Annotated in this window: 22 protein-coding genes; 7 read left to right on the forward strand and 15 right to left on the reverse strand. The window is 67.2% G+C overall.

What is annotated here, in order from left to right:
• Window positions 1-399: 399 nt before the first annotated feature.
• From rpsN to rpmB, 3 genes are read right to left on the reverse strand one after another with little or no spacing between them, the layout of a single operon-like run.
• On the reverse strand, window positions 400-705 hold the full coding sequence (gene rpsN, locus QF036_RS00005; RefSeq protein ID WP_003798555.1) for a 30S ribosomal protein S14: 306 nt from the start codon (window positions 703-705) through the stop codon (window positions 400-402).
• Window positions 706-709: 4 nt separating this feature from the next.
• Window positions 710-877, reverse strand: a complete 168-nt coding sequence (rpmG, locus tag QF036_RS00010) for a 50S ribosomal protein L33 (RefSeq protein WP_003798558.1) — start codon at window positions 875-877, stop codon at window positions 710-712.
• Window positions 877-1,113 (reverse strand): 50S ribosomal protein L28, encoded by a 237-nt coding sequence (gene rpmB, locus QF036_RS00015; protein ID WP_003798559.1) that lies wholly within the window; start codon window positions 1,111-1,113, stop codon window positions 877-879. The genes rpmG and rpmB overlap by 1 nt, the downstream gene beginning before the upstream one ends.
• A gap of 484 nt (window positions 1,114-1,597) precedes the next feature.
• Between rpmB and QF036_RS00020 the strand changes: the two genes are divergently transcribed.
• Genes QF036_RS00020 through QF036_RS00030 form a run of 3 tightly spaced genes read left to right on the forward strand, consistent with a single transcriptional unit; the run spans window position 1,598 to window position 4,369 of the window.
• A complete protein-coding gene (locus QF036_RS00020; protein WP_307098069.1) occupies window positions 1,598-3,064 on the forward strand; it encodes a ferredoxin reductase family protein in 1,467 nt (488 codons plus the stop codon).
• Window positions 3,061-3,534: an FMN-binding protein gene (locus QF036_RS00025; RefSeq protein ID WP_307098072.1), complete on the forward strand. Its 474-nt coding sequence runs from the start codon at window positions 3,061-3,063 to the stop codon at window positions 3,532-3,534. The genes QF036_RS00020 and QF036_RS00025 overlap by 4 nt, the downstream gene beginning before the upstream one ends.
• Complete coding sequence (locus tag QF036_RS00030) at window positions 3,518-4,369, forward strand: FAD:protein FMN transferase (RefSeq protein WP_307098074.1); 852 nt, start codon at window positions 3,518-3,520, stop codon at window positions 4,367-4,369. Before QF036_RS00025 ends, QF036_RS00030 begins: the two co-directional genes overlap by 17 nt.
• A gap of 14 nt (window positions 4,370-4,383) precedes the next feature.
• Here QF036_RS00030 and QF036_RS00035 read toward each other — a convergent pair whose 3' ends face one another.
• Together QF036_RS00035 and QF036_RS00040 are read right to left on the reverse strand one after the other, a co-directional pair.
• Window positions 4,384-5,145, reverse strand: a complete 762-nt coding sequence (locus QF036_RS00035; protein WP_307098076.1) for an SGNH/GDSL hydrolase family protein — start codon at window positions 5,143-5,145, stop codon at window positions 4,384-4,386.
• Between the two features lie 75 nt (window positions 5,146-5,220).
• Window positions 5,221-5,706 (reverse strand): MarR family winged helix-turn-helix transcriptional regulator, encoded by a 486-nt coding sequence (locus tag QF036_RS00040; protein ID WP_003798564.1) that lies wholly within the window; start codon window positions 5,704-5,706, stop codon window positions 5,221-5,223.
• A gap of 97 nt (window positions 5,707-5,803) precedes the next feature.
• Between QF036_RS00040 and QF036_RS00045 the strand changes: the two genes are divergently transcribed.
• Window positions 5,804-6,088: a YciI family protein gene (locus tag QF036_RS00045; RefSeq protein ID WP_307098080.1), complete on the forward strand. Its 285-nt coding sequence runs from the start codon at window positions 5,804-5,806 to the stop codon at window positions 6,086-6,088.
• Here the strand turns inward: QF036_RS00045 and QF036_RS00050 are convergent.
• The 6 genes from QF036_RS00050 to QF036_RS00075 all read right to left on the reverse strand — a co-directional run bounded on the left by QF036_RS00050 (window position 6,085) and on the right by QF036_RS00075 (window position 12,407).
• Window positions 6,085-6,915 carry an SGNH/GDSL hydrolase family protein gene (locus tag QF036_RS00050; RefSeq protein WP_307098082.1) on the reverse strand — a complete coding sequence of 277 codons (831 nt, stop codon included), beginning with the start codon at window positions 6,913-6,915 and terminating at the stop codon, window positions 6,085-6,087. The two genes, QF036_RS00045 and QF036_RS00050, sit on opposite strands and share 4 nt — an antisense overlap.
• Window positions 6,916-7,088: 173 nt before the next feature.
• Complete coding sequence (locus QF036_RS00055) at window positions 7,089-8,093, reverse strand: siderophore-interacting protein (RefSeq protein ID WP_307105704.1); 1,005 nt, start codon at window positions 8,091-8,093, stop codon at window positions 7,089-7,091.
• A gap of 80 nt (window positions 8,094-8,173) precedes the next feature.
• Window positions 8,174-9,001, reverse strand: coding sequence for an ABC transporter ATP-binding protein (locus QF036_RS00060; RefSeq protein ID WP_307098084.1), 828 nt, complete (start codon window positions 8,999-9,001; stop codon window positions 8,174-8,176).
• Window positions 9,001-10,119, reverse strand: coding sequence for a FecCD family ABC transporter permease (locus QF036_RS00065; RefSeq protein WP_373460236.1), 1,119 nt, complete (start codon window positions 10,117-10,119; stop codon window positions 9,001-9,003). The genes QF036_RS00060 and QF036_RS00065 overlap by 1 nt, the downstream gene beginning before the upstream one ends.
• A gap of 20 nt (window positions 10,120-10,139) precedes the next feature.
• On the reverse strand, window positions 10,140-11,249 hold the full coding sequence (locus QF036_RS00070; RefSeq protein ID WP_307098088.1) for a FecCD family ABC transporter permease: 1,110 nt from the start codon (window positions 11,247-11,249) through the stop codon (window positions 10,140-10,142).
• A gap of 24 nt (window positions 11,250-11,273) precedes the next feature.
• Window positions 11,274-12,407, reverse strand: coding sequence for an iron-siderophore ABC transporter substrate-binding protein (locus tag QF036_RS00075; protein ID WP_307098090.1), 1,134 nt, complete (start codon window positions 12,405-12,407; stop codon window positions 11,274-11,276).
• A gap of 209 nt (window positions 12,408-12,616) precedes the next feature.
• On the opposite strand from QF036_RS00075, the gene QF036_RS00080 reads away from it, so the two are divergent.
• Together QF036_RS00080 and QF036_RS00085 are read left to right on the forward strand one after the other, a co-directional pair.
• A complete protein-coding gene (locus QF036_RS00080; RefSeq protein WP_307098092.1) occupies window positions 12,617-14,608 on the forward strand; it encodes an MFS transporter in 1,992 nt (663 codons plus the stop codon).
• The gene (locus tag QF036_RS00085; protein WP_307098094.1) at window positions 14,605-15,165 is read left to right on the forward strand and encodes a TetR/AcrR family transcriptional regulator; all 561 of its coding nucleotides are present in this window, start codon (window positions 14,605-14,607) and stop codon (window positions 15,163-15,165) included. Before QF036_RS00080 ends, QF036_RS00085 begins: the two co-directional genes overlap by 4 nt.
• Before the next feature lie 44 nt (window positions 15,166-15,209).
• Here the strand turns inward: QF036_RS00085 and QF036_RS00090 are convergent, their stop codons facing one another.
• From QF036_RS00090 to QF036_RS00105, 4 genes are all read right to left on the reverse strand, one after another.
• A complete protein-coding gene (locus QF036_RS00090) occupies window positions 15,210-15,965 on the reverse strand; it encodes a hypothetical protein (RefSeq protein ID WP_307098096.1) in 756 nt (251 codons plus the stop codon).
• Window positions 15,966-16,144: 179 nt separating this feature from the next.
• Window positions 16,145-19,597 carry an ATP-binding protein gene (locus QF036_RS00095; protein WP_307098098.1) on the reverse strand — a complete coding sequence of 1,151 codons (3,453 nt, stop codon included), beginning with the start codon at window positions 19,595-19,597 and terminating at the stop codon, window positions 16,145-16,147.
• Window positions 19,594-20,451 (reverse strand): DUF4194 domain-containing protein, encoded by an 858-nt coding sequence (locus tag QF036_RS00100; RefSeq protein WP_307098099.1) that lies wholly within the window; start codon window positions 20,449-20,451, stop codon window positions 19,594-19,596. The genes QF036_RS00095 and QF036_RS00100 overlap by 4 nt, the downstream gene beginning before the upstream one ends.
• A gap of 2 nt (window positions 20,452-20,453) precedes the next feature.
• Window positions 20,454-21,902, reverse strand: a complete 1,449-nt coding sequence (locus QF036_RS00105; protein ID WP_307098101.1) for a DUF3375 family protein — start codon at window positions 21,900-21,902, stop codon at window positions 20,454-20,456.
• A 314-nt stretch (window positions 21,903-22,216) separates the two neighbouring features.
• On the opposite strand from QF036_RS00105, the gene QF036_RS00110 reads away from it, so the two are divergent.
• Complete coding sequence (locus tag QF036_RS00110) at window positions 22,217-22,519, forward strand: hypothetical protein (RefSeq protein ID WP_307098103.1); 303 nt, start codon at window positions 22,217-22,219, stop codon at window positions 22,517-22,519.
• Window positions 22,520-22,549 lie beyond the last annotated feature (30 nt).

Genomic DNA, 22,549 nt, shown 5'->3' on the forward strand with positions numbered 1-22,549 from the left:
ACCCGACCCGGCGAAGCTTTGCAAATCAGCGTATCCGCGATTCCCGCCTGCAGGAAAGGTCCCCGGCCCGCGTCCGGCACACTGTTTAGTGCGCCGTTTTTCAGGCTGTCAGAAAGGGGGTCGGTCGCTATTTTTCCGCTTCAGCGGCGGCGACTCGAAAGACTCTACACGGCCCCGGAGGCGCGTGCAAACCAGCTCCAATGGCAGCTAAAACCCCGTCATTCCGGGGAAAAGCAGGTACCAGACCCCGAAAAGGCGGGGATCGACGTCGTAATTCAATTCTGTGTGGTGCGTCACCCAGCGGTGGTCAACACCAACGAGGGCGGGTTAACACAAAGGAGGGCCGGCAACCATGTGGTTGCCGGCCCTCCTCAGGCAGCTGGAATCAGCGGTGCTGGATTACCAGGAAGACTTGGTGATGCCCGGGAGCTCACCGCGGTGAGCCATGTCGCGGAAGCGAACACGGGAGATACCGAACTTCTGGAAGGTACCGCGCGGACGGCCGTCGATGATGTCGCGGTTACGCAGACGGATCGGGGAGGCGTTGCGGGGCAGCTTCTGCAGGCCGAGGCGTGCAGCTTCGCGTGCTTCGTCAGTCGCGTTCGGGTCGACCAGGGTCTTCTTCAGCTCGAGGCGCTTTGCAGCGTAACGCTCAACGATGACCTTGCGCTGCTCGTTGCGAGCAATCTTGGACTTCTTAGCCATGTGTTTAGCGCTCCTCTCGGAATTCGACGTGCTGGCGGATCTTGGGGTCGTACTTCTTCAGGACCAGGCGGTCCGGGTCGTTACGACGGTTCTTACGGGTTACGTAGGTGTAACCCGTGCCCGCGGTCGACTTGAGCTTGATGATCGGACGTACGTCCTTGTCCTTTGCCACTAGAGCTTCACTCCTCGCGCCAGGATGTCGGCGACGACAACGTCGATGCCGCGTACGTCGATGGTCTTGATGCCCTTTGCAGAGACCTGCAGAGTGACATTACGGCGCAGGGACGGAACCCAGTAGCGCTTCTTCTGAATGTTCGGGTCGAACCGGCGCTTGTTGCGGCGGTGCGAGTGCGAAATGCTGTGTCCAAAGCCCGGCTCGGCTCCGGTCACCTGGCAGTGTGCTGCCATGACGACTCTCCTCTGAAAAATGAATGAAACGGCGGGCAGAGTTCTGCTTCACCGTGCGGCAGGCGGCGTCCGCATCCAGCCTCACGCTTCCGCACGTTTCGACACCGGCGAACCGGGCTTACAGCGGCGGAATAATGAGCCACGAGCACCTGGCAATGGAAGCCACTGCGAAGTGCCGGGATACTGGGCGAATACAGGAATGCACGCAACTTGAGCCCCTAACTACCGGCCTCCGGGACTGTGAATACTGCCAACAGCCACCGCAAACCGGAGCAATTGCACACGCTCCGCGCCACCTAGCGCCAACCAAGTCTACGAGACACGCGAATTAAAGACCAATCCGGCGGGGGAGGGTGTTATAAAGCTGCCCCGGGTCTTGATGGCCCGGCGGCCCTCCGCCCCCGCCGTCGGCCTCCTGCCAAGACATATCCGGAAAGAAGGCTCTTCACAGCAAAGTCAAAGACTCGGCGCGGAATCTTGAGCCATGAACACACAGCTTTTGCCCTCCCCCGGGACCGGCACCCCGATGCGTCCGGACCGCCGGCCTGCTCCGCTTCGGGATACCGGCCGCTTCGCCGGGCAGCACCGGCGCAGACTCGTCCGGGCCGATGCCCTGACGGTGACGTCCTGGTCCTCGTTGGCCGCCTCGGTTGCGCTCTGGCTTGCCGACGGCGGCCTGACGCCGGCGGCCTCGTCTGCCGGACTGGTCACAGCGCTGGGCATTGTTGCCGGCCTTGCCGGCATGGACCTGGTGCTGCTCATGCTGCTGCTGGCTGCCAGGATCCCGTTCATCGACGGTGCGGTTGGGCATGACCGGGCGCTGGAGTTTCACCGGAAGCTCGGGAAACCCTCGCTGTACCTGCTGCTGGCCCACGGGCTCCTCATCGCCGTGGGCTACGGCATGGCAGAAGGGCTCGACCCGGTCAGCGAAGCTGTGGCGCTCTGGGTACTGGTGCCCGACATGTGGCTCGCGTTCATCTCCCTGGCACTCTTCATCGCAGTTGTTGTCACGTCCCTGGGGGCGGTCCGCCGGCGCTTCCCGTACGAATTCTGGTACGCCGTGCACCTGCTCACCTATGCTGCCGTGCTCACCTCGCTGCCGCACCAGTTCAGCGTGGGCGGGCTTTTCGCCGCAGGCACCTGGCAGCGCTGGTACTGGCTGGCCATCTGCATCGCCACCGGGGCCGCCGTGCTGTATTACCGGATCATCCAGCCTGTGCGGGCAACCTTCAGGCATCAACTCACAGTTGAGCGCGTCACCTCCGTGGCCCCAGGAGTGGTCAACATCGAAATGAGCGGCCTGCAGCTCGGTTTGCTGGCCGGCAACGGCGGGAGGTTCTTCGTCTGGCGCTTCCTCGCCCCGGGGCTGTGGTGGCATCCGCATCCGTTCAGCCTGTCTGCGGAGCCGGTGCACACCGGACCTGACGGGCACGGGCGGCTGCGGATCACGGTTCGCGATCTCGGCCGGGGCTCGGCACAACTGCTAAGGCTGCGGCGCGGAACGAAGGTCGCCATAGAAGGGCCGTACGGGCTCTTCAGCACCGCCGCGCGTAGCAAGGACCGCGTGGTCATGATCGGCGCCGGCATCGGCATTACGCCGTTGCGGGCCCTCCTCGAAACCACCCCTTTCGTCCCTGGCCAGGCGACGGTTCTGCTCCGCGGGCACAGCAGCCAGGAGCTCTACCTGGGCGAGGAAATCCTCGAACTGTGCCGGCAGCGCGGCGCCACCCTGTTCCACCTGACCGGCGGACGGGACCCCGGCTCACCTGGCAGCTGGCTTCCGGCCGCCGAACACCGCGCCGGGTATGCGCTGGCGGACTACGTTCCGGAAATCGCCCACGCCGACGTCTATGTGTGCGGTCCCTCACGGTGGGCAGGCAACGTCCTGAACGCCGCCCGCGCCGCTGGCGTCCACGAAGATCAGCTCCATCACGAAAGGTTTGACTGGTGAGAATCAGAGCAGCAGTTTCAGCCGCCTTGGCTTCGGCCGGCATCCTCCTGGTCGGCTGGCAATCAGGTGTCCATGTGGCCGATACCCGCAGCGCGGTTGCGGCGGCAGCAACGGGAAACCAGGCTTCCGGGGCGGGAACCACAGACAGCAGCGGCACCGCGTCGTCGGGGGCCGCCGGTGCCGCGGCCAAGGCCGGCGGCACGTACGACGGCGATGTGGTCCAGACCCGCTTCGGCACCGTGCAGGTCCGGATCACCGTGAAGGCCGGGCAGATCACCGACGTCACGGCCCTGAAACTCACCGACGCCGAGGGCCGGTCCGCGCAGATCAGCAATTACGCCGCCCCCATTCTCCGCAGCGAGGTGCTCCAAGCACAGTCCGCCGACGTGCAGACCGTGGGTGGCGCCACCGTGACCAGCGACGCCTACCTCACCTCCCTCCAGGCAGCCCTCGATGCAGCAAACCTCTGAGACCACGCACCGCCTCCGGGCCCGGACCTTCACCTGCATGGGGACCGTCATCAGCCTGACTGTCCCTGCGGACGCGCACAAAGCACCCCAGGCTGCGGCGGATGAGCTGGAAGCGGCGACCGCCGTCGTCGAACGCCTTTTCACTGAACTGGACAGCATCTTCAGCCTCTACCGCGCCGATTCGGAGGCGAGCAGGCTGGTGCGCGGCGAACTCGCACTGCCGGAGGCTTCCGCTCAAATGCGGGCGCGATATGAGGAGGCGGCCGAGTGGAGGCTCCTCACGGAGGGTGCGTTCACGCCGGAACGTCCGGACGGGGCGCTGGATCTATCCGGGATCGTCAAGGGGCACGCCATCAGGGAAGCCGGCATGTCGCTGCTGGCGCTCGGCATGGCCAACTGGTGCCTGAATGCCGGCGGGGACGTGCTGGTCGGCGGCTCCCCCAATCCCGGCACCGATGTGCCCTGGCGCGCGGGGATTGTTGATCCGGCGGACCGGAGGACCCTGCTGGCCGGCTTCCCGCTGGGCGGGGCGGCGCCGGGTTCGCCGGTTGGTTCGCCGGTTGGAAGGACGGCCGACGGCGGGACCCGGGTAGCGCTGGCCACCTCCGGTTCCGCGGAACGCGGGGACCACATCTGGAGGGTCACGGCCGAGGCCGTGGAATTCCGGCAGGTCTCCGTCGCTGCAGCGGACGTGGTCACCGCCGACGTGCTGGCAACCGCGATCGTCGCCGCCGGGGTCCCCATGCTCAACCGCGCCACCGCCATGTGGGACATCGAGGCGCTGGCCGTACGTGCAAATGGCGAGCTGCTGGCGACGGGCGGGTTCCGCCGGTAGTTTGGCTTGCCCGCCTAGAGCCGGGTGAGCTGGGCGAACCTGGGCTGGAGGTTGTCGCCGGAGGACTTGCCCGTGACCCGCCGGACCACCCACGGCGCGGCGAATTCCCGGACCCAGCGGGCGTTGGCCCTTAGCGTCTCCGCCTTGCTGAGCTCCGGGACGGGGGTCATTGGCGGAACCTGGATCGAGTGCTCGTGTTCGAGGACCGTCAGGACGCGCTTGGCCATGTTGGCATGGCCGGCGGCGGACATGTGCATCCGGTCCCTGGCCCACATGCCCCAGTCGTAGTATTCGTTGAAGCGCCAGTAGTCCACCAGCAGGGCTCCGTGGTCCCCCGCTATGCCGCGCACGAGTTCGTTGTAGATGGCCGTACGCCCCCGCATGGTGCCGAAGACCTTCGAGCCCCGCGCGTCGAAGCCTGTGAACAGCACCACGGTGGCGCCCGTGGCCGCGAGCTTCCCCACGGCTTTTTCGTAGTCCACGAGCAGGTCGTCGATGTCGATCTTGGGCCGGAGAATGTCGTTGGCACCGGCGTAGAGGGTCACCAGGGTGGGATTGAGCGCGACGGCGGCGTCCACCTGCTCGGCCAGGATCTGCCGCAGCTTACGGCCGCGGATGGCGAGATTGGCGTAGCCGAAGCCGGGGTCGGCCGAGGCCAGCTGCTCCGCCACCCGGTCAGCCCAGCCGCGGACCCCGTTGGGCCGCGTCGGGTCGTCGTCACCCACGCCCTCCGTGAAGGAATCTCCGAGGGCAACGTAACGGGCCGTGAAATCCATGGGAGCAAGTCTGCCACCCGTTGCCGGGAGCAACCAAGACAGCTCCGCGCTGTGCACGTACTGCCTGGTGTGGTGCTACTGCTGCCGCTCGCGGAGGATCCAGTGGTTGCTGTCCAGGCGGGCCACAATTTTTTCGCCGATGCGGGCCAGGTCCGCAACATCACGCTCAGTCAGGGCATCGAGAAACAGCGAGCGCACGGATTCGACGTGGCCCGGCGCCAGCTCCACGATGGTGGACATGCCCTCTTCGGTAAGGTGCGCGGTGGTGACCCGGGCATCTCCGGGATGCGGCCGGCGTTCCACCCAGCCGCGGTTCTGGAGCTTGGTGACCACATGGGAGAGCCGGGAGAGGGAGGCGCTGGTCCGTGCCGCCAGCTCACTCATCGGCAGGAAGCGGCCCTCGGCTTCGGAGAGCATCGCCAGCACGTTGTAGTCGAACAGCGACACCTTGCCGGCGGCATGCAGCTGGGTATCGAGCGACGCGGGCAGCATGGTGTTGATGCTCAGCAGGGCAAGCCATGCCCGGCGTTCATTGGCGTTCAGCCAGCGCGGTTCGGTCATTACTCCATCCTAGGAGAACTGACGCTTGACGGTTCAAGGCCGGTTCCGGCGGCGGCGAGTCGCGGGCTGCCAGGGCTCGGGCGGTAGGCTGGCGGTCATGTACGTAGTTTCCCTGACCTACAAAGTGGCCCAAGAGATCGTGGACCAGCACCTGGATGCCCACGTGGACTGGCTGAAGGAAGCCTTCGATGAAGGCGTCTTCATCGCCGCCGGCCGCAAGGTTCCGCGTACGGGCGGCGTGCTGCTCTCCAGGGCCGACCGTCCGACGCTCGACGAGTCACTGGCCAAGGACCCGTTCAACGTGCACGGCGTAGCCGACTTCGACGTCATTGAATTCGCCGCAAACCGCACTGCGCCGGGGTTCGAGAACCTGCTGGACTAGTCGCGCGGCTCCATCAGCTTTTTCAGGCCGCCTTTGCGCGGAACCTTCACCGGCTGCGGCCAGCGGGGGCTGAGGTTATCGCCCAGAGTGACGCCTCGGAGCTTGCGGCCAAACAGCGGCAGCACCCAGTCATTCACCCAGCGCCGCTGCCGCCGCTCCCAGTCGCGGAGCGTCGTCCTGGCCGGCGGCTCCCACTCCTTGAGGCTGATCTTGTGCGGCACACCCAGGTGGTCCAGGATTTGCGCCGCGAGGTACTTGTGCCCGGCCTTGGACATGTGCAGCCGGTCGGCGTCCCACATCCTGCGGTCATGGAAGGCCTCGAAACACCAGTAGTCCACGAGCACAGCCCCGTATTTGGCGGCGAGCTCACGGACCCGCTGGTTGTATAGAGTGTTCCGCTTCTTCAGCGGTTCAAGCACCGCGGACACCTTGACGTCGAACCCCGTGAACAGGACCAGTGTGGCGCCGGTCGCAGCCAGCCGGGCCACCAGTTCCTCGTATTGGGCCAGGAGCTGGTCCATGTCCGTGCCGAAGTCCAGGATGTCGTTGCCGCCGGCATAGAGGGTGATGAGTGTGGGCTCCATGGCGATTGCCTGCTCCAGCTGCTCATCCACGATGTGGCGCAGCCGCTTGCTCCTGATCGCCAGGTTGGCGTAATGCCAGCCGGGTTCTGCCTTCGCCAGCTTCTCCGCCACGCGGTCCGCCCAGCCGCGCACGCCGTTCGGCATCCGGGAACTCCGGTCGCCCACGCCTTCGGTGAAGGAATCCCCGACGGCGACAAACACCCGCCGCCGGCCCCGGTCCGGAAGCAATGGAGAGACACCCACCCGGACAAGGTATACACGCCGAGCAACACCGAGGGAAACCGCAGATGAACACCACCGTTCTGAGGAAGCGTCCGGGTTGAAGCGACGAAAGCTGAGGAAGCGTCCGGGGTCAACCGACGAAAGCTGAGGAAGCGTCCGGGTTGAAGCGACGAAACCTCAGGAAGCGTCCGGGGTCAGAGCTCGGCTTTGCCCTGGCGCCAGTAGCCCATGAACGCCACCTGCTTCCGGTCGATCCCGACGTCGCGGACCAGGTAGCGTCGCATCTCCTTGATGACACCCGCCTCGCCGGCGATCCACGCGTAGAACGGCAGGGCACCCGCGGGCTTGTCGGGGTTCTTCGTGGCGCTGACCGCGGCGGGGTCTAGGCGGGCAGGGGTTTCCCAGAGGATTTCCTGGTCAACGTTGACGTCGTCCGGTTCCGGCCCGGCGGCTTCGGCGGACTTGATGCCCACCCAGCCCGGCACGGGGACGGCCATCCTGACCGCTTCCTGAAGGAGTTCGCCGTGCGGCCGGGACCTGCCGATCGAGGCGCCGCGCGCCAGCCAGGTGATTTCGACGTCGGCCGCCGTTTCCAGGTCCAGGAAGTCGCCGGCCTCCGGCACTTCCAGGAAGGCATGCCCGCTCATGTAGTCGGGCAGGCTTTCGAGAATGGCACTGATCGCGGGGACAGCCGTCTCGTCGCCGGCCAGGAGCACACGCCCGGCCAGGCCCGGCCGCCATTCGATGCCCGAATACGTTTCCGCGGTGACGCAGTGCGCCGCGCGGTTGTTCGGCCCGATCAGGGTGAGGGCGTCACCCGGCTTGGCCGTCAGCGCCCAGTTCGCCGCGGGACCGCCGTTGCCGTCGGCGTCGAAATGCATCACGAAGTCGACGTCGATCTCCGGGTAGACGGCGTCCAGCCGGGCATGGCGGACGGTGTAGGTGCGCATGGAGCCCCGCGTGGCCGGATCCATGGCCAGCCATTCCTGGTACCAGCTGCTCTCCTCCATCCGGAACTTTGGCAGCGGAAGCCGGCTGCCGTCCGGCGCCAGCGACGGGATCATGAGTTTGATGCGCAGGTCCAGGCTGTCCCCGTGGACACCGAAGTCGCGAAGCGAGTAGCCCCCGAGCGTCACCCGCCGGAAGTTCGGGCTGAGTTCCTGCACGGCCGAGACGGTGACGTCGAACGCCAGGGTCATCGGCTCGGTGGCGAAGCCGGGACGGTCCGTGACGGAGGTGCGGGCTGCGTTCTTCTCCACTGCGCTGTTCTGTATTGCACTCATGAGGCCATCTCCAGGGTCGTGGTCGGAACTTTTGGGTCGGCGTGGTGCCTGCCGAGGGGGATGATCAGCGGGGTGCCGGACACCGGGTCCGGGACCACCCGGGATTCCAGTCCGAAAACGCTCCGGACCAGCTCCTCGGTGATCACGCTGGACGATGTGCCCTCGGCCACGATCTGCCCGGCCTTCAGGGCGATGACATGGTCGGCGTAACGCGCGGCAAGGTTGAGGTCGTGCAGCACGATCGCGACGGTAGTGCCGCGCTGGCGGTTGAGGTCGGTGACCAGGTCCAGCACCTCAACCTGGTGCGCCAGGTCCAGGTACGTGGTGGGCTCGTCGAGCAGCAGCACGTCCGTTTCCTGGGCGAGCGCCATGGCGATCCATACCCGCTGCCGCTGTCCGCCGGAGAGCTCGTCGACGTTCCGCCCGGCGAGCTCCAGCGTTTCGGTCGCTTCCAGCGCGCGCTGCACGGCGGCGTCGTCCTTCTCCGACCAGCTGCGGAAGAAGCCCTGGTGCGGGTACCGCCCGCGGCCCACCAGGTCACGGACGGTAATGCCGTCCGGCGCCGTCGGGTGCTGCGGGAGCAGGCCAAGGGTGCGGGCCAGCTCGCGCGCCGGGCGGGAGTGGATGTCCTTGCCGTCGAGGGTGACGGTGCCGCCGGCCGGCTTCAGGAGCCGGGACAGGCCGCGCAGGAGCGTGGATTTCCCGCAGGCGTTGGCGCCCACGATCATGGTCACCCTGCCCTCGGGGATCTCCGCCGTGAGGTTTTCCACGACCCGGCGCTGATCGTACTGCAGCGTGAGGTCCCGGGCTTGCAGAACAGCCATCAGGCATCCTTTCGGTTGGACTTGACCAGGAGCCACAGCAGGAACGGGGCACCGAGGGCACCGGTGACGACGCCGACCGGCAGGACGGTGCCGTCCAGCAGCAGCGGGGCAATGTTGGCGGCGAAGTAGTCCGCCGCCAGGACGATCAGGGCGCCCACCAGGGCCGACGACGGGAGGCTGGAGCGGCCGGTGAAACGGCGCGCGATGGGGCCGGCAAGGAAGGCGACGAAAGCCACCGGCCCGGCCGCCGCCGTCGCCACTGACGCCAGCGCGACGGCAGTGAGCACCAGACCCAGCCTGGTGGCACCCACCCGCACGCCGAGTCCCGCGGCGGCGTCGTCCCCCAGTTCGAGGATGCGCAGCGGCCCGGCCAGCACGGCGGCGGCCGGAACCAGGACCATCAGCGCCAGGGCCAGCACGCCCGCACGGTCCCAGCTGGCGGAGTTGAGCGAGCCGTTGATCCAGATCAGCGCCTCCGCGGCGGTGCGGATGTCGGCCCGGGTCATGAGGAAGCTGACCATGGCGTGCAGCGCGGCGGCGATGCCGACGCCGGCGAGGATGAGGCGGCTACCGGCGGCGTTCCCGCGGCTGCCGCCTCCGAGACCCAGGGATCCGCTGCGGGAAATGCCGTAGATCAGTGCCGCCACAGCCATCGCACCGCCCAGGGCAGCACCGGACACCGCGGCACCCGAGGCACCGAAAACCACGATGGCCAGGACCGCTGCGGCGCTGGCGCCGTAGCTGATGCCGATCACGTCCGGGCTGGCCAGCGGGTTGCGGAGCATGGTCTGGAACAGCGCACCCGAGAGCCCGAAGGCCAGGCCGATCAGCGTGCCGATGACCGCCCGTGGCAGCTTGGCCTCCATCACGATGAAGCTGGCGCCGGGGATCTTCTCGCCGCCGGTGAAGTGGGCGGCGAGGATTTTGAAGAAGTCGGGGATGGTCACGGTGTAGCTGCCCAGCAGGATACTGGCGGCCAGCAGAAGCACGACGCCGGCGGCCAGTACCACCGTACGGTTCAGCAGCCTCGGGTTCACCAGCCGCCGGTTCGAAGCGCGAACGGGCAGATAATGCCCGGTTTCCGGGGTTCTGCGGGCATTACCTGCCCGTTCGCGCATGGGGGTAGGGGCCTTCGGAGTCACAAGCCTGCCCCCTTGCCGCGGCGGACCAGCCACACGAAGACCGGCGCGCCGACCAGTGCCGTCATGATGCCGGCCGGGACCTCGCCGGGAAGCAGGATCACGCGGCCCACGACGTCGGACACGAGCAGCAGCGCGGGCGCGAGCACGGCGGAGAACGGCAGGATCCAGCGGTAATCGGGGCCGGTCAGGGAGCGGACGGCGTGCGGGACAACGAGGCCCACGAATCCGATGGGGCCAGCCAGCGCGGTCGCCGACCCACACAGCAGGACGATGCCCAGCGCGGTGACCGCCCGCGCCAGGCCGACGTTCTGGCCCAGGCCCCGGGCGACGTCGTCGCCGAGCGCCAGGCTGTTGAGGACCCGTCCGGCCAGGAGCACGATCAGTGCCCCCACGATGAGGAACGGCAGGCCGGGCAGCACCACGGACCAGTCGCGCCCCGCAATGCCGCCTACCTGCCAGAACCGGAAGCGGTCCAGAGTGTCCTGGCTGGAGACCAGGATGACGTTCATGAGGGAGAACAGCCCCGCGCTCAGGGCGGCGCCCGCGAGGGCGAGCTTGACCGGCGTCGCACCGTCCCGGCCCATGGACGCGATGAGGTAAACGACGACGGCGGCAGCAGCCGCGCCGATGAAGGCGAACCAGATGTAGCCGGTCAGGGAGGAGACGCCGAAGACGTAGATTCCGGTGACCACGGCCAGGGCGGCGCCGGCGTTGACGCCCATGATGCCCGGGTCCGCCAGCGGGTTGCGCGCCACGCCCTGCATGGCGGCACCGGCCAGGCCCAGCGCCGCACCGGCGAGCAGGCCCAGGACGGTCCGCGGGATCCGGGCGTGCACCACGGCGTGGTCACCGTCCGCCGGGTTGAACTGGGACAGGGCCTGCCACACGGTTTCCAGGGACAGGCCCCGCGCGCCGACGGCAAGTGAGGCGCAACAGACAACAACGAGCACGACGACGGCGGCCAGCAGCCAGGCGGTGCGCGGCCCGCGGACCTTGCGCGCAGGCTGGGCGCGAACGGACAGTTGGGGCCCAATGGCTGCGGCCGCAGGGGCCCCAAGTGTACGTTCGCGCCGGGTGGCGGGGGCCGGCGTCGTGCTCGGTGTCATCAGAGGTTGCTTACTTGACCGGGCTTACTTGGCCGCGGCAGTGGCTTTATCCGCTGCGCTCGCCAGCTGCGGCAGGAACGTGTCCAGCGACCACGGCAGGCTCAGCGGCGAGGAGGCCGAGATGGACAGGGTGAGCGTGTTGTCCGAATCCGCCACCATGGCGCCGTTCTTGATGGCCGGGATCTGGCCCAGCAGCGGGTCTGCCTTGATGGATTCCGTGGTCTTGGCGTCCGGAACCCAGGTCACGAAAATGTCGGACTCGAGCTCGTTGGCCTTTTCAGCGGACCACGGGATGAAGAACTCCTTGGACCCCTTCGAGTTCTCCTCCACCACCGGGGCAAGCTTCATGCCGATCTCGCTCAGGAAACGCGGGCGGTTGTCGTTGGCGGTGTACACGTTCACGCCGTCGCTCTTGGCCGGTTCGAGGTTTCCGTAGATGTAGCTCTTGCCCGCGAGCTGCGGGTAGGCGGAGACCTTGTCCTTGATGGTGGCTTCGGTGTCGGCGATCAGCTTCGTGGCCTCGGCTTCCTTGCCCAGCGCCTTGCCGATGATGCTCGTGGAGTCCTGCCAGGACGTGCCGTAGGCCAGCTCGGGATGCGCAACCACGGGGGCGATTTCGCTGAGCTTCTTGTAGTCCTCCTCCGTCAGGCCGGAGTAGGCACCCAGGATGACGTCCGGGTTGAGCTTGGCGATTTCGGTGAAGTTGATGCCGTCGGCCTCGGAGAACTGGGCCGGCGCCTTGTCCGAACCGAAGCCCGCGCCGAGCTTCTCCAGCGCGGCGTCCTTCCACGGTGTGGAGCCCTTGGCGTTGCCGCCCCATTCGTTCTTGGGCACGCCCACCGGAACCACGCCCAGCGCGAGTGCGACGTCGTCGTTGACCCAGGAGACGGTGACGACGCGCTTGGGCTGCTCCTTGATGGTGGTTTCACCAAAGACGTGCTTGAGGGTCACCGGGAACTGGGCGCTGGCGGACGATGTGGTGCTGGCTTCCGAAGCGGTGGAGGCCGGACCGGTCGAGCATGCAGTCAGGGAAAGCGCCGCGGCGGCGAGGACGGCGGTGGCCTTGCCTGCGGTCTTGAGCAGGGAGCGGCGCGTGGTGCCAGCGGCAGCGGAACCGCCGGGAACGGCCGACCGGCCGGGGAAGAGGGGGGAAGTCACGGAACTCCTTAGGTGAATGAAGCGAACCGAAGTAAGGCTAGCCTATCCTTCAGAAGATTACGAAAGGTTTGCGTCACGTAATTGTCCCGATGTGGCCAGACTAACGGCCCCGGCGCCTTGCCAGCCGAGGGTGAACAATGGTTCACTCGAAGGAGTAAACGCCCGTTCACCCTCATCCGGGCACCCGTCCCCACAAAGGCCCGCCGCACATGACAGAACCCTCTGCCCCGAAGCCAACCCGCAGCCCGTCCGCGATCACCACCGTCCTGGCGCTCAGCGGCACACTCGTGGCGCTAATGCAGACCCTCGTGGTGCCGCTGCTGCCCGATTTTCCGCGGATCCTGTCCGTCACTCCTGACGACGCGTCCTGGCTAGTGACCGCCACGCTCCTCGCCAGCGCCGTCGCCACCCCCATCGTGTCCCGCAGCGCTGATATGTACGGCAAGCGGAAGATGATGGTCATCTGCCTGGCCATCATGGTGACCGGCTCGATCATGGCCGCCCTCGGCGGGACCTTCCTGTGGCTGATCATCGGGCGGGCCCTTCAGGGGTTCTCCGCATCGCTGATCCCGGTGGGAATCAGCATCATGCGCGATGAACTGCCCAAGGAAAAGATGGGCTCCGCGGTGGCGCTCATGAGCGCCACCCTGGGCATCGGCAGCGCCATGGGCCTGCCGCTCGCCGGCCTCCTCTATGAAAGCCTCGGCTGGACCTCGATTTTCTGGGTTTCCGCGGCCGCCGGCACGCTCCTGCTGCTGGCGGTGGTGCTCGTGGTGCCGGAATCCAAGGTGCGCACCCCCGGCCGCTTCGACTACGCGGGCGCGCTGGTGCTCTCCGGCGCACTCGGATCGCTGCTGCTGGCCATTTCCAAGGGCGGCGCCTGGGGCTGGGGCTCGGAACCTGTGCTCCTGTTGTTCCTCGCGGCGGCGCTGCTGCTGGCCGTCTGGATTCCCTACGAGCTCAGGGTGGGCCAGCCCATGGTGGATCTTCGCACCACGGCGCGGCGGCCTGTCCTGATGACCAACCTTGCGTCGCTGCTGATCGGTTTCGCGATGTTCGCCAACATGCTCCTGACCACCCAGCAGCTTCAGCTCCCCGGCGCCACCGGCTACGGCTTTGAACTGAATGTCATCACCGCGGGCCTATGCATGGTGCCCTCCGGATTGGCCATGGTGGTGTTCGCCCCGGTGTCCGGCGGCATCATCCGGCGCTTCGGCGGCAGGTCCGCCCTGATGACCGGCGCGGGCGTGATGATCGTCGGGTACGTGGGCCGGGTGTTCTTCTACGACTCCATCACGTGGGTGATCATCGGCTCCACGGTGGTGAGCATCGGCACGGCCATTGCCTATGCCGCCATGCCAACGCTGATCATGGGTGCCGTCCCGATCACGGAGACCGCCTCCGCCAACGGCCTGAACAGCCTGGTCCGTTCCATTGGCACGTCGACCTCCAGCGCCGCCGTCGCCGCCGTGCTCACCTCGGTCACCATTCCGCTCGGCGCCGCCCGGCTGCCCTCGTTCGATGCCTTCAGGGATGTGTTCTGGATGGCCGCGTTGGCGTCCGCCGCGTCGGTCCTCGCCGCCATCTTCATTCCCCGTATCACCACCCACCGCCCGGCCGGGCCGGCTGCGGCAGAGCTGGTGGTGCAGGGGCGCGTCCTGGCCCCAGACCACCGGCCGCTCACGCCCGCCGTCGTCACCGTCCTCCAGACGGAGGGCGAGCCGGTGGACTGGAGCCGCGTGGACACCGACGGCAACTATTCCGTGGCGCTGCCGGGCGCAGGGAAGTACCTCGTGGTGGCCAACGCGGCGGGCTGGGCGCCGATGGCCGAGGTCTTCGATTTCGACGGCCGCACACTGAAGCAGAACTTCCTCCTGCACGAGCGGCTGGAAATCAGCGGCCGGGCGGCCATTGGCCGCGGGCCCGTGGCCGGCGCCGTGGTAACGCTGCTGCGCGCCACCGGCGAGCACGTGGACACGGCCAGGACGGACGACGACGGCGTGTACACACTTCCGCTGCCCGTCGCCGGACGCTACATAGTGACTATGCTTCATCCCGTGACTCATCAAGCCGTGGCGCGGAAGCTCGCCGTCGACAACCGCTCCGTGACCGTCGATCTTACAGCCGAACACCTCCCCCAGGGGATCGGCGCAGACGGGACCGCCGCGGGCCGGACCGGCGGGGAGCCGGTGCGGGCATGAGCAGCCCCAGCCAGGAATCGATCCTCACCGCCGCCGGGAGGCTGTTCGGCGAACGCGGCTACCGGGCCGTGACCGTCCGCGACATCGCTGCGGAAGCCGGGGTTTCGGCGGCCCTGGTGATGAAACTGTTCATCTCCAAGGCCAAGCTGTTCGCTGCAGTGCAGCCGGACGAGTCGCTGCTCACCGAACTGGCCGTCCCGGCGTCCGAGCTCGGCGGAGCCCTGGTTTTCCGCGTGCTGATGCGGCGGGAACGCGGCATGCAGGAACCCTGGGCCATGATTCCGATCAATGTTCACGATGCCCCGGATCCAGACGCGGCGCGGAACGAACTGCGCGAACGCTACCTCGGCAGCATCGCCAAGCTGATCGGGGATGCGACGCCGGACCGCCGCTATGCCTCGACGGTCACCGCGCTGATGACCGGGTTCGGCGAGACGGTCCGGACTTTGGGGCTCTTCGACGGCTGGGACTTTGACGAACTGGTGGCCTACTACGGCGGAATCGTCCAGGCCCAGATCGACGCCTGCACGGCCGCCCATGCAAAATCCGCTGGTTGATCCTGGGGCCACGACCGCAGGGTTCCCTGGCCGAGCTTGCGAGGCTAGGGGGCGGTTGGGGAGTAGGAGATGCTCAGCAGCAGCGCCTTGAGGGCCTGCCCTTCGGTGCCTGCCAGCCAGGACTTGGCGGCGGCGTCATTGGCGAAGGGCTTTTCGACGAACTGCACGTCGGCCACGATCACACCGTCCCCGGCGCGGATGATGCCGTCAAGCGCGGTGCCCTGTCCTGACTTGGGGGCCCCTGCCGCCAGGTGCATGCGGTAGGTCGCATTGCTTTCCATCCGGTCCACATAGAAGGCGTAGTGGGCGGCCGGCGCGGGCTGCGCGACGAGGCCCGGTACGGGTGCGGACTCGAAGACTGTGCGGCTCACCGGGTGGGATACGCCGTCGGCGATCCGCCCGGAGTACACGGTGGCCTGCTTGGTACCGCTGGCATCCAGAACTGTCGCCGTGGCCGAGTCCGACGGGGAGCCGGCGCCGGTGAAGAGCTCAACCTTCCAGTCCGCCGGGTACTTGAAGGACACGTGGCCGTTCGGGAACGTGTACGTTTTGACGTCGGCAGCCGCCGGAGCCGGCAACGGAGAGGTACCCGGCGTCGCCGCGCCACCTGCGCCGGCGCCGCCCCCGACGGAGGCTGACGGGCTCGGTGAACCCGACGCGGTCGCCGAAGCGGCCGGGGAGGACGACGACGGAGCCGCCGACACCATGGCACCGCAGCCGGCCAGGGAGAGGGCGGCGGCAGCAGCAAGGGCAGTGACGACGGGGACGCGGAACGCAGGGCGCATGATGGTGCCTTTCATAATGACGCCGTCAAGCTCGCAAGGGGCTGCTCTTGCCCGCCGCGTGGGGATGCCCTGACCCTGTGGAGCGTGTGGCGAAGACTGGTGGAGTCACCACAGTGGCACGCCAAATCAGCCCCCACTAGGGCCGGCGCAATAAATCCATCGATTTGTTATGAACCGTGCGAAAGCGTTAGGGACTAGCGCAGCACGATATCCACGGGATTGGCCTCAGACCGCCACTGCCCTTCTGTCCCCGGTTTCGGGGTGATAACGGGAGCCGTGAGCACGCCGGAGCGATTGGTGCGCCGGTCCCGCAGGATCTCGGTGACCGAGCCCAGGTGCCGGGACAGGTCTATGACGTTCTCCGGTGCCGCAAGGAGCAGCTGGAAGCCAAACTCATGCAGCGCCTTGATGCCCGCGCCGGCGAATTCCTCGGAAGCCAGCACAAAGGCCTCGTCCATCATGACGGTGCCGTACGTGGTGAAGCCCTGCTCGGCGATGCCCAGCTGGTAGCTCAGGGCAGCCGCCATGATGAACGCAGTGAACCGCTGGCGTTCACCGCCGGACATGGAGCCGGTGTCGGCGTGCATGAACACCTCCGCGCGCTTGCCACCCTTCTTCCCGGGGGCGTCCACCTCGCGGTGCTCCTTGCACTGGATGAACAGGTGGCCGCGCACGTCCAGCACCTCGGCCCGCCAGCGCCGGTCCTCGGGCGTCTGCGACCCCAGCCGCTTCACCAGCGTCTCCAGCGACTTGTAGCGGGCGGTGAGTTCGGCGTCGTCATTCTGGCCCACGTGAGACGTTTCCGTCTTGCCGTGCCGGGTGTGCCGGGTCTTCAAAGCGTTCTGGATGGCGTCCTTGAACTGCTTGGCCGTGGCGGGCAGGGTCTGCTTGATATCGAGTTCCAGGTAGCTGCCTTCGTGGAAATTCACCTCGGACAGGATTCCGTTCAGTGGCAGGATCCTGCTGGTAATGGAACGGCGCTCCTCATCCAGCAGGTGGAGCAGGGTGCTGAACGACTCATGCGTGCGCTGGTTGAAGAACTGCCGGAATTCGGTCTCCTGCGCGGGAAGCCCGTCATTGATAATCGCGTGGTACCGGGCCTCGAACTCGCCGACGGCGCCGATGGACGTGCCGTGGTCGGCCGAAATGGCCGTGCCCCAGTCGCGGACGAAGCCTTCGAAGATCCGCGTTAGCCGCTCCGACGTAGCCTGGGCGCGGGACTCTGCGCTGTGCAGGTCGCCGAGCAGCTGGGTCCGCACCCGACCGGCGAGGTTGTCCAGTTCGTGCATTTCCATGACGTCGCCGAATTCGGCGAAGTAGGGCGTCAGCGCTGCTGTGGTGGAGTCCGACGGCGGGGCCTGGTTCAGGCGGGTACGGGCGGCTTCCAGCAGTGAATCGGAGGCCGTGAGCTGCTGGTCCAGTGCCTTGTATTCGCTCTGCAGCACGGCGGCGGCCTCGGTGCTGGACTGGTGCTTTTGGCGGGCCGCTTCGATGTTGGCGCGAAGCGGTTCGAGGTCGGCCTGGGCGGCGAGGGCGTCCTTGAGCCGCTGTTCAATCCTGCTTAGCTCGTCTGCAGCAACCGCCGCAGAGACCTGTTCCCACGGGCGGTCGTCCTCGGCAACCCTGCGGAGGGCCTCGAGCTGCCGTGACAGGCCCTGGTGTGATTCCTCGCGGCTTTGGGCCAGCTGCGCCGCCTTTGCCAGTTCCTGTCGCAGGTCTTCCGCCTGCCCGGCCACGAGCTCCAGCTTGGAGGCGTTGTCGAACCCGAGGACGTAATCCTGGCGGCTGGTGAAGCGGTCGTCCTTCTCCACGGTGTGCCGGTTGCGTTTGACCACGCCGCCGAGGCTCAGGCCCTTGTCTAGGGCCGCCAGTTCGTCGGGGTTGGCCACGCACGGGTACGCGAAGTCGAGGGCGATCCGCTCGCGGATCCACATCCCGGCTTCCGCGTTTGTCCCGGTGGTGAGGATGTCCAGCTTGGTCAGCAGGTCGCCGTCGGCCACGTCCTCCACCGCGAGTGCCGCCCCCGCGAGCGGCTTGGAGACGTCCACCGCGCGCAAGGCGCCGCGGACCGTGTGGTCATTCAGGTAGCGGGTGACCGCGGCGAAATGCTCACCCGGAACAAGCAGCGTGGTGGCCAGGTTCCGCAGTGCACGTTCAGCGGCGGGTCGCCACTGCTCCTGGCCCTCGGCAAGGTCAATCAGCTCGCCGCCGAACGGCATCTGCTCCTCGGGAATGCCGGTGGCCGCCGCAATCGCAGCCCGGTTTTCAATGCTCGACGGCGGCAGCAGGGACTTGCGCGTTTTCAGCGACACAAGCTCCTGTTCGGCCGCGGCAAGCTCGCGCTTCTTCGCGGCATGGGCGTCGAAGGCCTCGAAACGGAGCTCCTGCAGGGCCGCGGAGTCGTCCTTCAGCTCGGCCGAGCGGGTGGCCGCCTGCTCGTGGGCCTGCTCCCAGCCGTCAGCCGTCCACTCCAAGTCCAGGCCGGCGTCCGTCAGCGCCTGCCGGGCCGCCTCTTCCACCTGCCGGCGGAGCTTCAGGCCCACCCGGGCGTTCTCGAGGGACTGCTCAATCGAGGAGATGGCGTTGCCGCCCTGGTTGTTGTAGTCCGCCTCCAGCTGCCGGAGCTCCTTGGCCAGCCCGTCGCGCACGCTGCGTTCCGCTGCGAGCTCCTTGGCCTTCGTCTGGGCGAGCGCCTTGAAGCGGGCCAGCGTTTTCTCGTGCACGGTGACAGCAAGCTGCTGCCGGTAGGCCTCGAACTCCTCGCCCGCGAGTTCGCGGAGCCGGTTCGCGTCCAGTAGCGACTGGGCGTACTCCCTGTTCAGACCCGGGACGGGGGCCAGCTGGTCGCGCTGCTGCCGGACATCTTCCAGGCGCTGCCGGATGGACATGAGGTTGCTGAATTCCTCGACGACGTCGTCCGCCGCGGCCAGGGTGGCCGGGGCGTCCAGCACCTGGTCGCGGAAGAACGTGTTCACGCTGCCGCCCAGGCCCTTTCCGGCCTGGATGACGCGGAGCAGGGGCAGCGCCTGGTCCGAGTTGATGCCCAGGAGCCGGCGGAACCGCTCCGCGAACGCCTTGTGGACATCAAAAACCTGGGCGTCCGGGAAGATGTTTTCCAGCGCAACCCTGGTGAAGCGCTTCTCGGCGATGTCCTCGATCGCGGCGAGGTCCAGCGGCCTGGTGTCGATCAGGTAGTACCGGCCGACGCTCGACTCTGTGCCGTTCTTGGGCAGGTCGAACAGCGCCGATACCGTCACCCTGGTGCCCGCCGCGTTGTCGAAAGTCAGGGCGACGGCGGACCAGGTGGCGCCGGGACGCTGGAACGCGCTGGCCGAGCCTTCCCCGACGGCTTTGTCCCCCACCTTGCCGCGCATGTAGGTGAACGTGGTCCGCTTGTCCTCCACGGCGCCCGAGCGCTGCGCGGCGGCCTCGTTGGAGCGCGGCCGGGCGTCGAATACCCGCAGCATGGCGTCGAACAGCGTCGACTTGCCCACACCCGAATTGCCGGTCAGCAGGGTTCCGTTGCGGTCCACGTGCATCGTGTGGGCGCCATGGAACGTGCCCCAGTTGACCACCTGCACCAGAGCCAGGCGCATCTGGCCCGGGTTAACGACCTCGCCCAGCGGGAGCATGCTCGCGATGCTCATTTGGCCGCCTCCCCGCTGGTCGCCTTCGACTCCGCAGCCGATGCGTCGTTGTTCGTGTCACCTTCAGCGTCATCGCCGTCCGCGTCTTCGTCACTGACGGAGCGGTCGGCGTCGAGCTCTATTAGTGGTTCTGTTCCTGACGGATCTGCCGTGGCGGCTATTAGGGCTTCGATTTGGGTGGGGATGTCGCCTATGTTGTCGAAGGGGAGGGCCAGGGGCAGGGCGTTGGAGATGGTGTAGACGTCGTCCAGGGCGGTGGTGAGCAGGAGCTGGCGGGCGAGGAGTTTGGTGATCGCCCGGTTCACCACGTCCGAGTCGCGCAGGGCGTCCTGCTGGCCGGCCGGCTGGTAGTGCGCCACGAGTTCCGCGATTTCCTCGCGGGTGATGGTGGGGTCCGTCTGCGCCGTGACGTGGCGGTCCAGCAGGAGCCGGAGGCGCAGCAGCACGATGGTTTCCACCCGGCTCAGGGCACGCTGCTGGCGCAGGATGCTGGAGCGGGCACTGCCGCCGATCGCCTCGGGGTCAACGGGACGCAGCACCGCGATCTTGCGCTCGTGGTCCAGCTGCAGCGTGAGGAAAAGCTCCGAGAGGCGGCTGCGCAGGATCAGCTGGTTGTCCAGCAGCGTTGTCCAGAGTTTCTCGTCCCGGCCGCCGTCGACGTATGGGCCTTTCAGCAGCTTCACGAGGGCCTGGCGGACCTTCATGGGCAGCACGCCGGTATCGCCGGGAAAGAGTGCGGCGCCGTCCACAAACGTGTCACGGGGGGTGACCGTGAACGCGTCGGAGCGGGGTGACTCCGCAGCCGATGCGTCGGTATCCAGCCCGCCGTGTGATTCTTGGGGAACTTCAGTCATCGCTAATCCTTCTTGAGCGTTACCACCGGCAGGTATGCCTTGCGGGTGGTGCCGTCTATCTGTTCGAAGTCGAGGGCCTCCCACGCCAGCTGGTCAAAGCCGGCGCCGGTGTGGAGTGCGTGCGAGAGGAGCGCGCGGATGGAGTTGATGTGCTGTTCCTCCGGCGGAAGCTGCTCCCACGCCTCGGCGAGGGTAGATGCGCCTGCAGCGGCGGCGCGGATCGCCTCCGGCCTGGCCTTGGCAGTCCGGGGCGAGCGGACCCGGTCCGAGTCGCTGAACGCGATGGGGTCAGCGAGCTTGGGCGGGGCAGCAAACTCGTCCGGGTCGAAGAGCTTGACCATGGCGAGGGACTCGAAACCGGCGTTGAACAGTACCGGCCCGCGGACCAGGCCCGGCCGTTCGCGTTCGTAGGGCATGGACCGGATGGCCTGCTCCGCTTCGCGCAGCACCTTGCGGAGGCGCACCGACTGGCGGAAGTCGTCACTCTGGACGTAGGTGTTCAGGCTCTCGCTGAGCTTGCCGTAGATGCGCTGGATCTGGCTGTGCTGCTGCCGGAGTTCGGCCACCAGGTTCTTCAGGGTCTCCCGGTCTTCCGGCGACAGGTCGTCCGCGAACTGGCGGCTGAGCACCTCGCCGATCGCGGAACGGAAGCGCAGCTGCTGCTGCGGGTCCTCGAGGAAGGCGGTGAAGGAACGGAAGGTCCTGCCCTCCGGGCTCTGGCGCAGCCGCTTGTCCGCCTCAAGGACCTGCGCCATCGTGGCGCCCTTGGTCAGGGATTCCTCGATGATCTGGTTCCGGAGCTCGCCCACGAGCTCCTCGATGCGGTCACGCATCTTCTTGTAGTCCGCGGGCAGGCTGGCGGCGAGGTCCAGGATGTTGCCGGCTGCTTCCACAGCCTGGTCGTCGTCGAGCAGGCCGTCGAAGTCACCGGAGCTGATGTCCTCGATCAGCTGCTGCCGCTCCTCGATCTCCTCCTCCAGCGCTTCGAGCCGTGCGCTCTGGTCCGGGTTGGTCTCGTTGGCGAGCTTCTCCACGTCTCCCAGGAGTGTGCCCAGCCGGGAGCCGTTAAGCGTGGACCTTTCGCTGGAGAGGCTGTCCAGGAACGCCAGCACGCGGGCGGCCGCCTCCGTGACTTCATAAACGATCTGCCCCGACTGGTTCCTGCGGGTCAGGAACTGCTTGCGGGTCCACTCATCGCCGAAGGTTTTTCCGTTGGCATGCCCGCCCAGCCCCGGCTCTTGGCGGCGCAACTGCTCAAGGAAGGAATCGACGTCGGCGTGGAATTCTTCCAGCGGAAGCTGCGGCCGGGTGCGCGTAAAGGACGCCTGCAGGACCGCGATCACCCACGGGGCGGAACGGGTGAGGGCCCATGCCGGTCCCTTGGTGAGGAGCTCAAGGTCCCTGAGCCTTGCGCTGATCGCGTCAGCGGAGGACGTGGCGGACCGGGGCACACACTCTCCTAGCAACTTGGGGGATGGTCTGGGCAGCGGAAACCCGAAAACTGCCAACTACAAGGTTAACGCAGAGACGCACGCCGGCCCGCGCCGCGGTCCCACACCCACCCCGAACGGGCCCGGTTGCCCTTCAGGCAACGTTACGGGTGTGACGGATGAGGTTTTCGCAATCACTCTGTGACCTACGCAGGAGTATTGTCTCGATCCCGTATCAAGGCGGCCACAGCATGGCCGAAACACTGGAGGAAGTTTCGCTCCTGGCCCTAGTCTCGAGCTACTGATCCATCCGCAGCAACGGCGCAGGGGGAAGCATGCAGTTCGACTTGAGTGCAGTGGAGACAGGCACCTTGGTGTTCATTGGAACACTGGTGTTTGCCCTGGTGCTTGTCTTGTTCGTGGCGGCGGCGGCATTCGCCGCGCTCGTCCTGGTAGGCGTAGGGAGGCTGGCCTGGCTGGTCATTGCCGCTGCGCTGCTCAGGACCGTCCACGGGATCAACCACGCCTGGGACGGCCTGGTGCACCACGCCTCTACCGTCGAGTTTCCCACGGAATTTCAGGGGCAGCCGTCCCCTAGCACCGGAACCTACCCGCGGGTAGCATTGAGGGACAGCTGAAGGGTTCTCCACCCGCGGCGGACCCAGGGC

The organism is Arthrobacter globiformis (assembly GCF_030817195.1).
In the GTDB taxonomy this organism is placed as follows: Bacteria; Actinomycetota; Actinomycetes; order Actinomycetales; family Micrococcaceae; genus Arthrobacter; species Arthrobacter globiformis_D.

What these genes read in the sequence shown, in the direction of transcription:
- rpsN (WP_003798555.1), bottom strand. Translation starts at nt 705, where the DNA reads ATGGCTAAGAAGTCCAAGATTGCTCGCAACGAGCAGCGCAAGGTCATC.
- rpmB (WP_003798559.1), bottom strand. Translation starts at nt 1,113, where the DNA reads ATGGCAGCACACTGCCAGGTGACCGGAGCCGAGCCGGGCTTTGGACAC.
- QF036_RS00020 (WP_307098069.1), top strand. Translation starts at nt 1,598, where the DNA reads ATGAACACACAGCTTTTGCCCTCCCCCGGGACCGGCACCCCGATGCGT.
- QF036_RS00030 (WP_307098074.1), top strand. Translation starts at nt 3,518, where the DNA reads ATGCAGCAAACCTCTGAGACCACGCACCGCCTCCGGGCCCGGACCTTC.
- QF036_RS00035 (WP_307098076.1), bottom strand. Translation starts at nt 5,145, where the DNA reads ATGGATTTCACGGCCCGTTACGTTGCCCTCGGAGATTCCTTCACGGAG.
- QF036_RS00040 (WP_003798564.1), bottom strand. Translation starts at nt 5,706, where the DNA reads ATGACCGAACCGCGCTGGCTGAACGCCAATGAACGCCGGGCATGGCTT.
- QF036_RS00045 (WP_307098080.1), top strand. Translation starts at nt 5,804, where the DNA reads ATGTACGTAGTTTCCCTGACCTACAAAGTGGCCCAAGAGATCGTGGAC.
- QF036_RS00055 (WP_307105704.1), bottom strand. Translation starts at nt 8,093, where the DNA reads ATGACCCTGGCGTTCGACGTCACCGTCTCGGCCGTGCAGGAACTCAGC.
- QF036_RS00060 (WP_307098084.1), bottom strand. Translation starts at nt 9,001, where the DNA reads ATGGCTGTTCTGCAAGCCCGGGACCTCACGCTGCAGTACGATCAGCGC.
- QF036_RS00065 (WP_373460236.1), bottom strand. Translation starts at nt 10,119, where the DNA reads ATGCGCGAACGGGCAGGTAATGCCCGCAGAACCCCGGAAACCGGGCAT.
- QF036_RS00070 (WP_307098088.1), bottom strand. Translation starts at nt 11,249, where the DNA reads ATGACACCGAGCACGACGCCGGCCCCCGCCACCCGGCGCGAACGTACA.
- QF036_RS00080 (WP_307098092.1), top strand. Translation starts at nt 12,617, where the DNA reads ATGACAGAACCCTCTGCCCCGAAGCCAACCCGCAGCCCGTCCGCGATC.
- QF036_RS00085 (WP_307098094.1), top strand. Translation starts at nt 14,605, where the DNA reads ATGAGCAGCCCCAGCCAGGAATCGATCCTCACCGCCGCCGGGAGGCTG.
- QF036_RS00090 (WP_307098096.1), bottom strand. Translation starts at nt 15,965, where the DNA reads ATGAAAGGCACCATCATGCGCCCTGCGTTCCGCGTCCCCGTCGTCACT.
- QF036_RS00095 (WP_307098098.1), bottom strand. Translation starts at nt 19,597, where the DNA reads ATGAGCATCGCGAGCATGCTCCCGCTGGGCGAGGTCGTTAACCCGGGC.
- QF036_RS00100 (WP_307098099.1), bottom strand. Translation starts at nt 20,451, where the DNA reads ATGACTGAAGTTCCCCAAGAATCACACGGCGGGCTGGATACCGACGCA.
- QF036_RS00110 (WP_307098103.1), top strand. Translation starts at nt 22,217, where the DNA reads ATGCAGTTCGACTTGAGTGCAGTGGAGACAGGCACCTTGGTGTTCATT.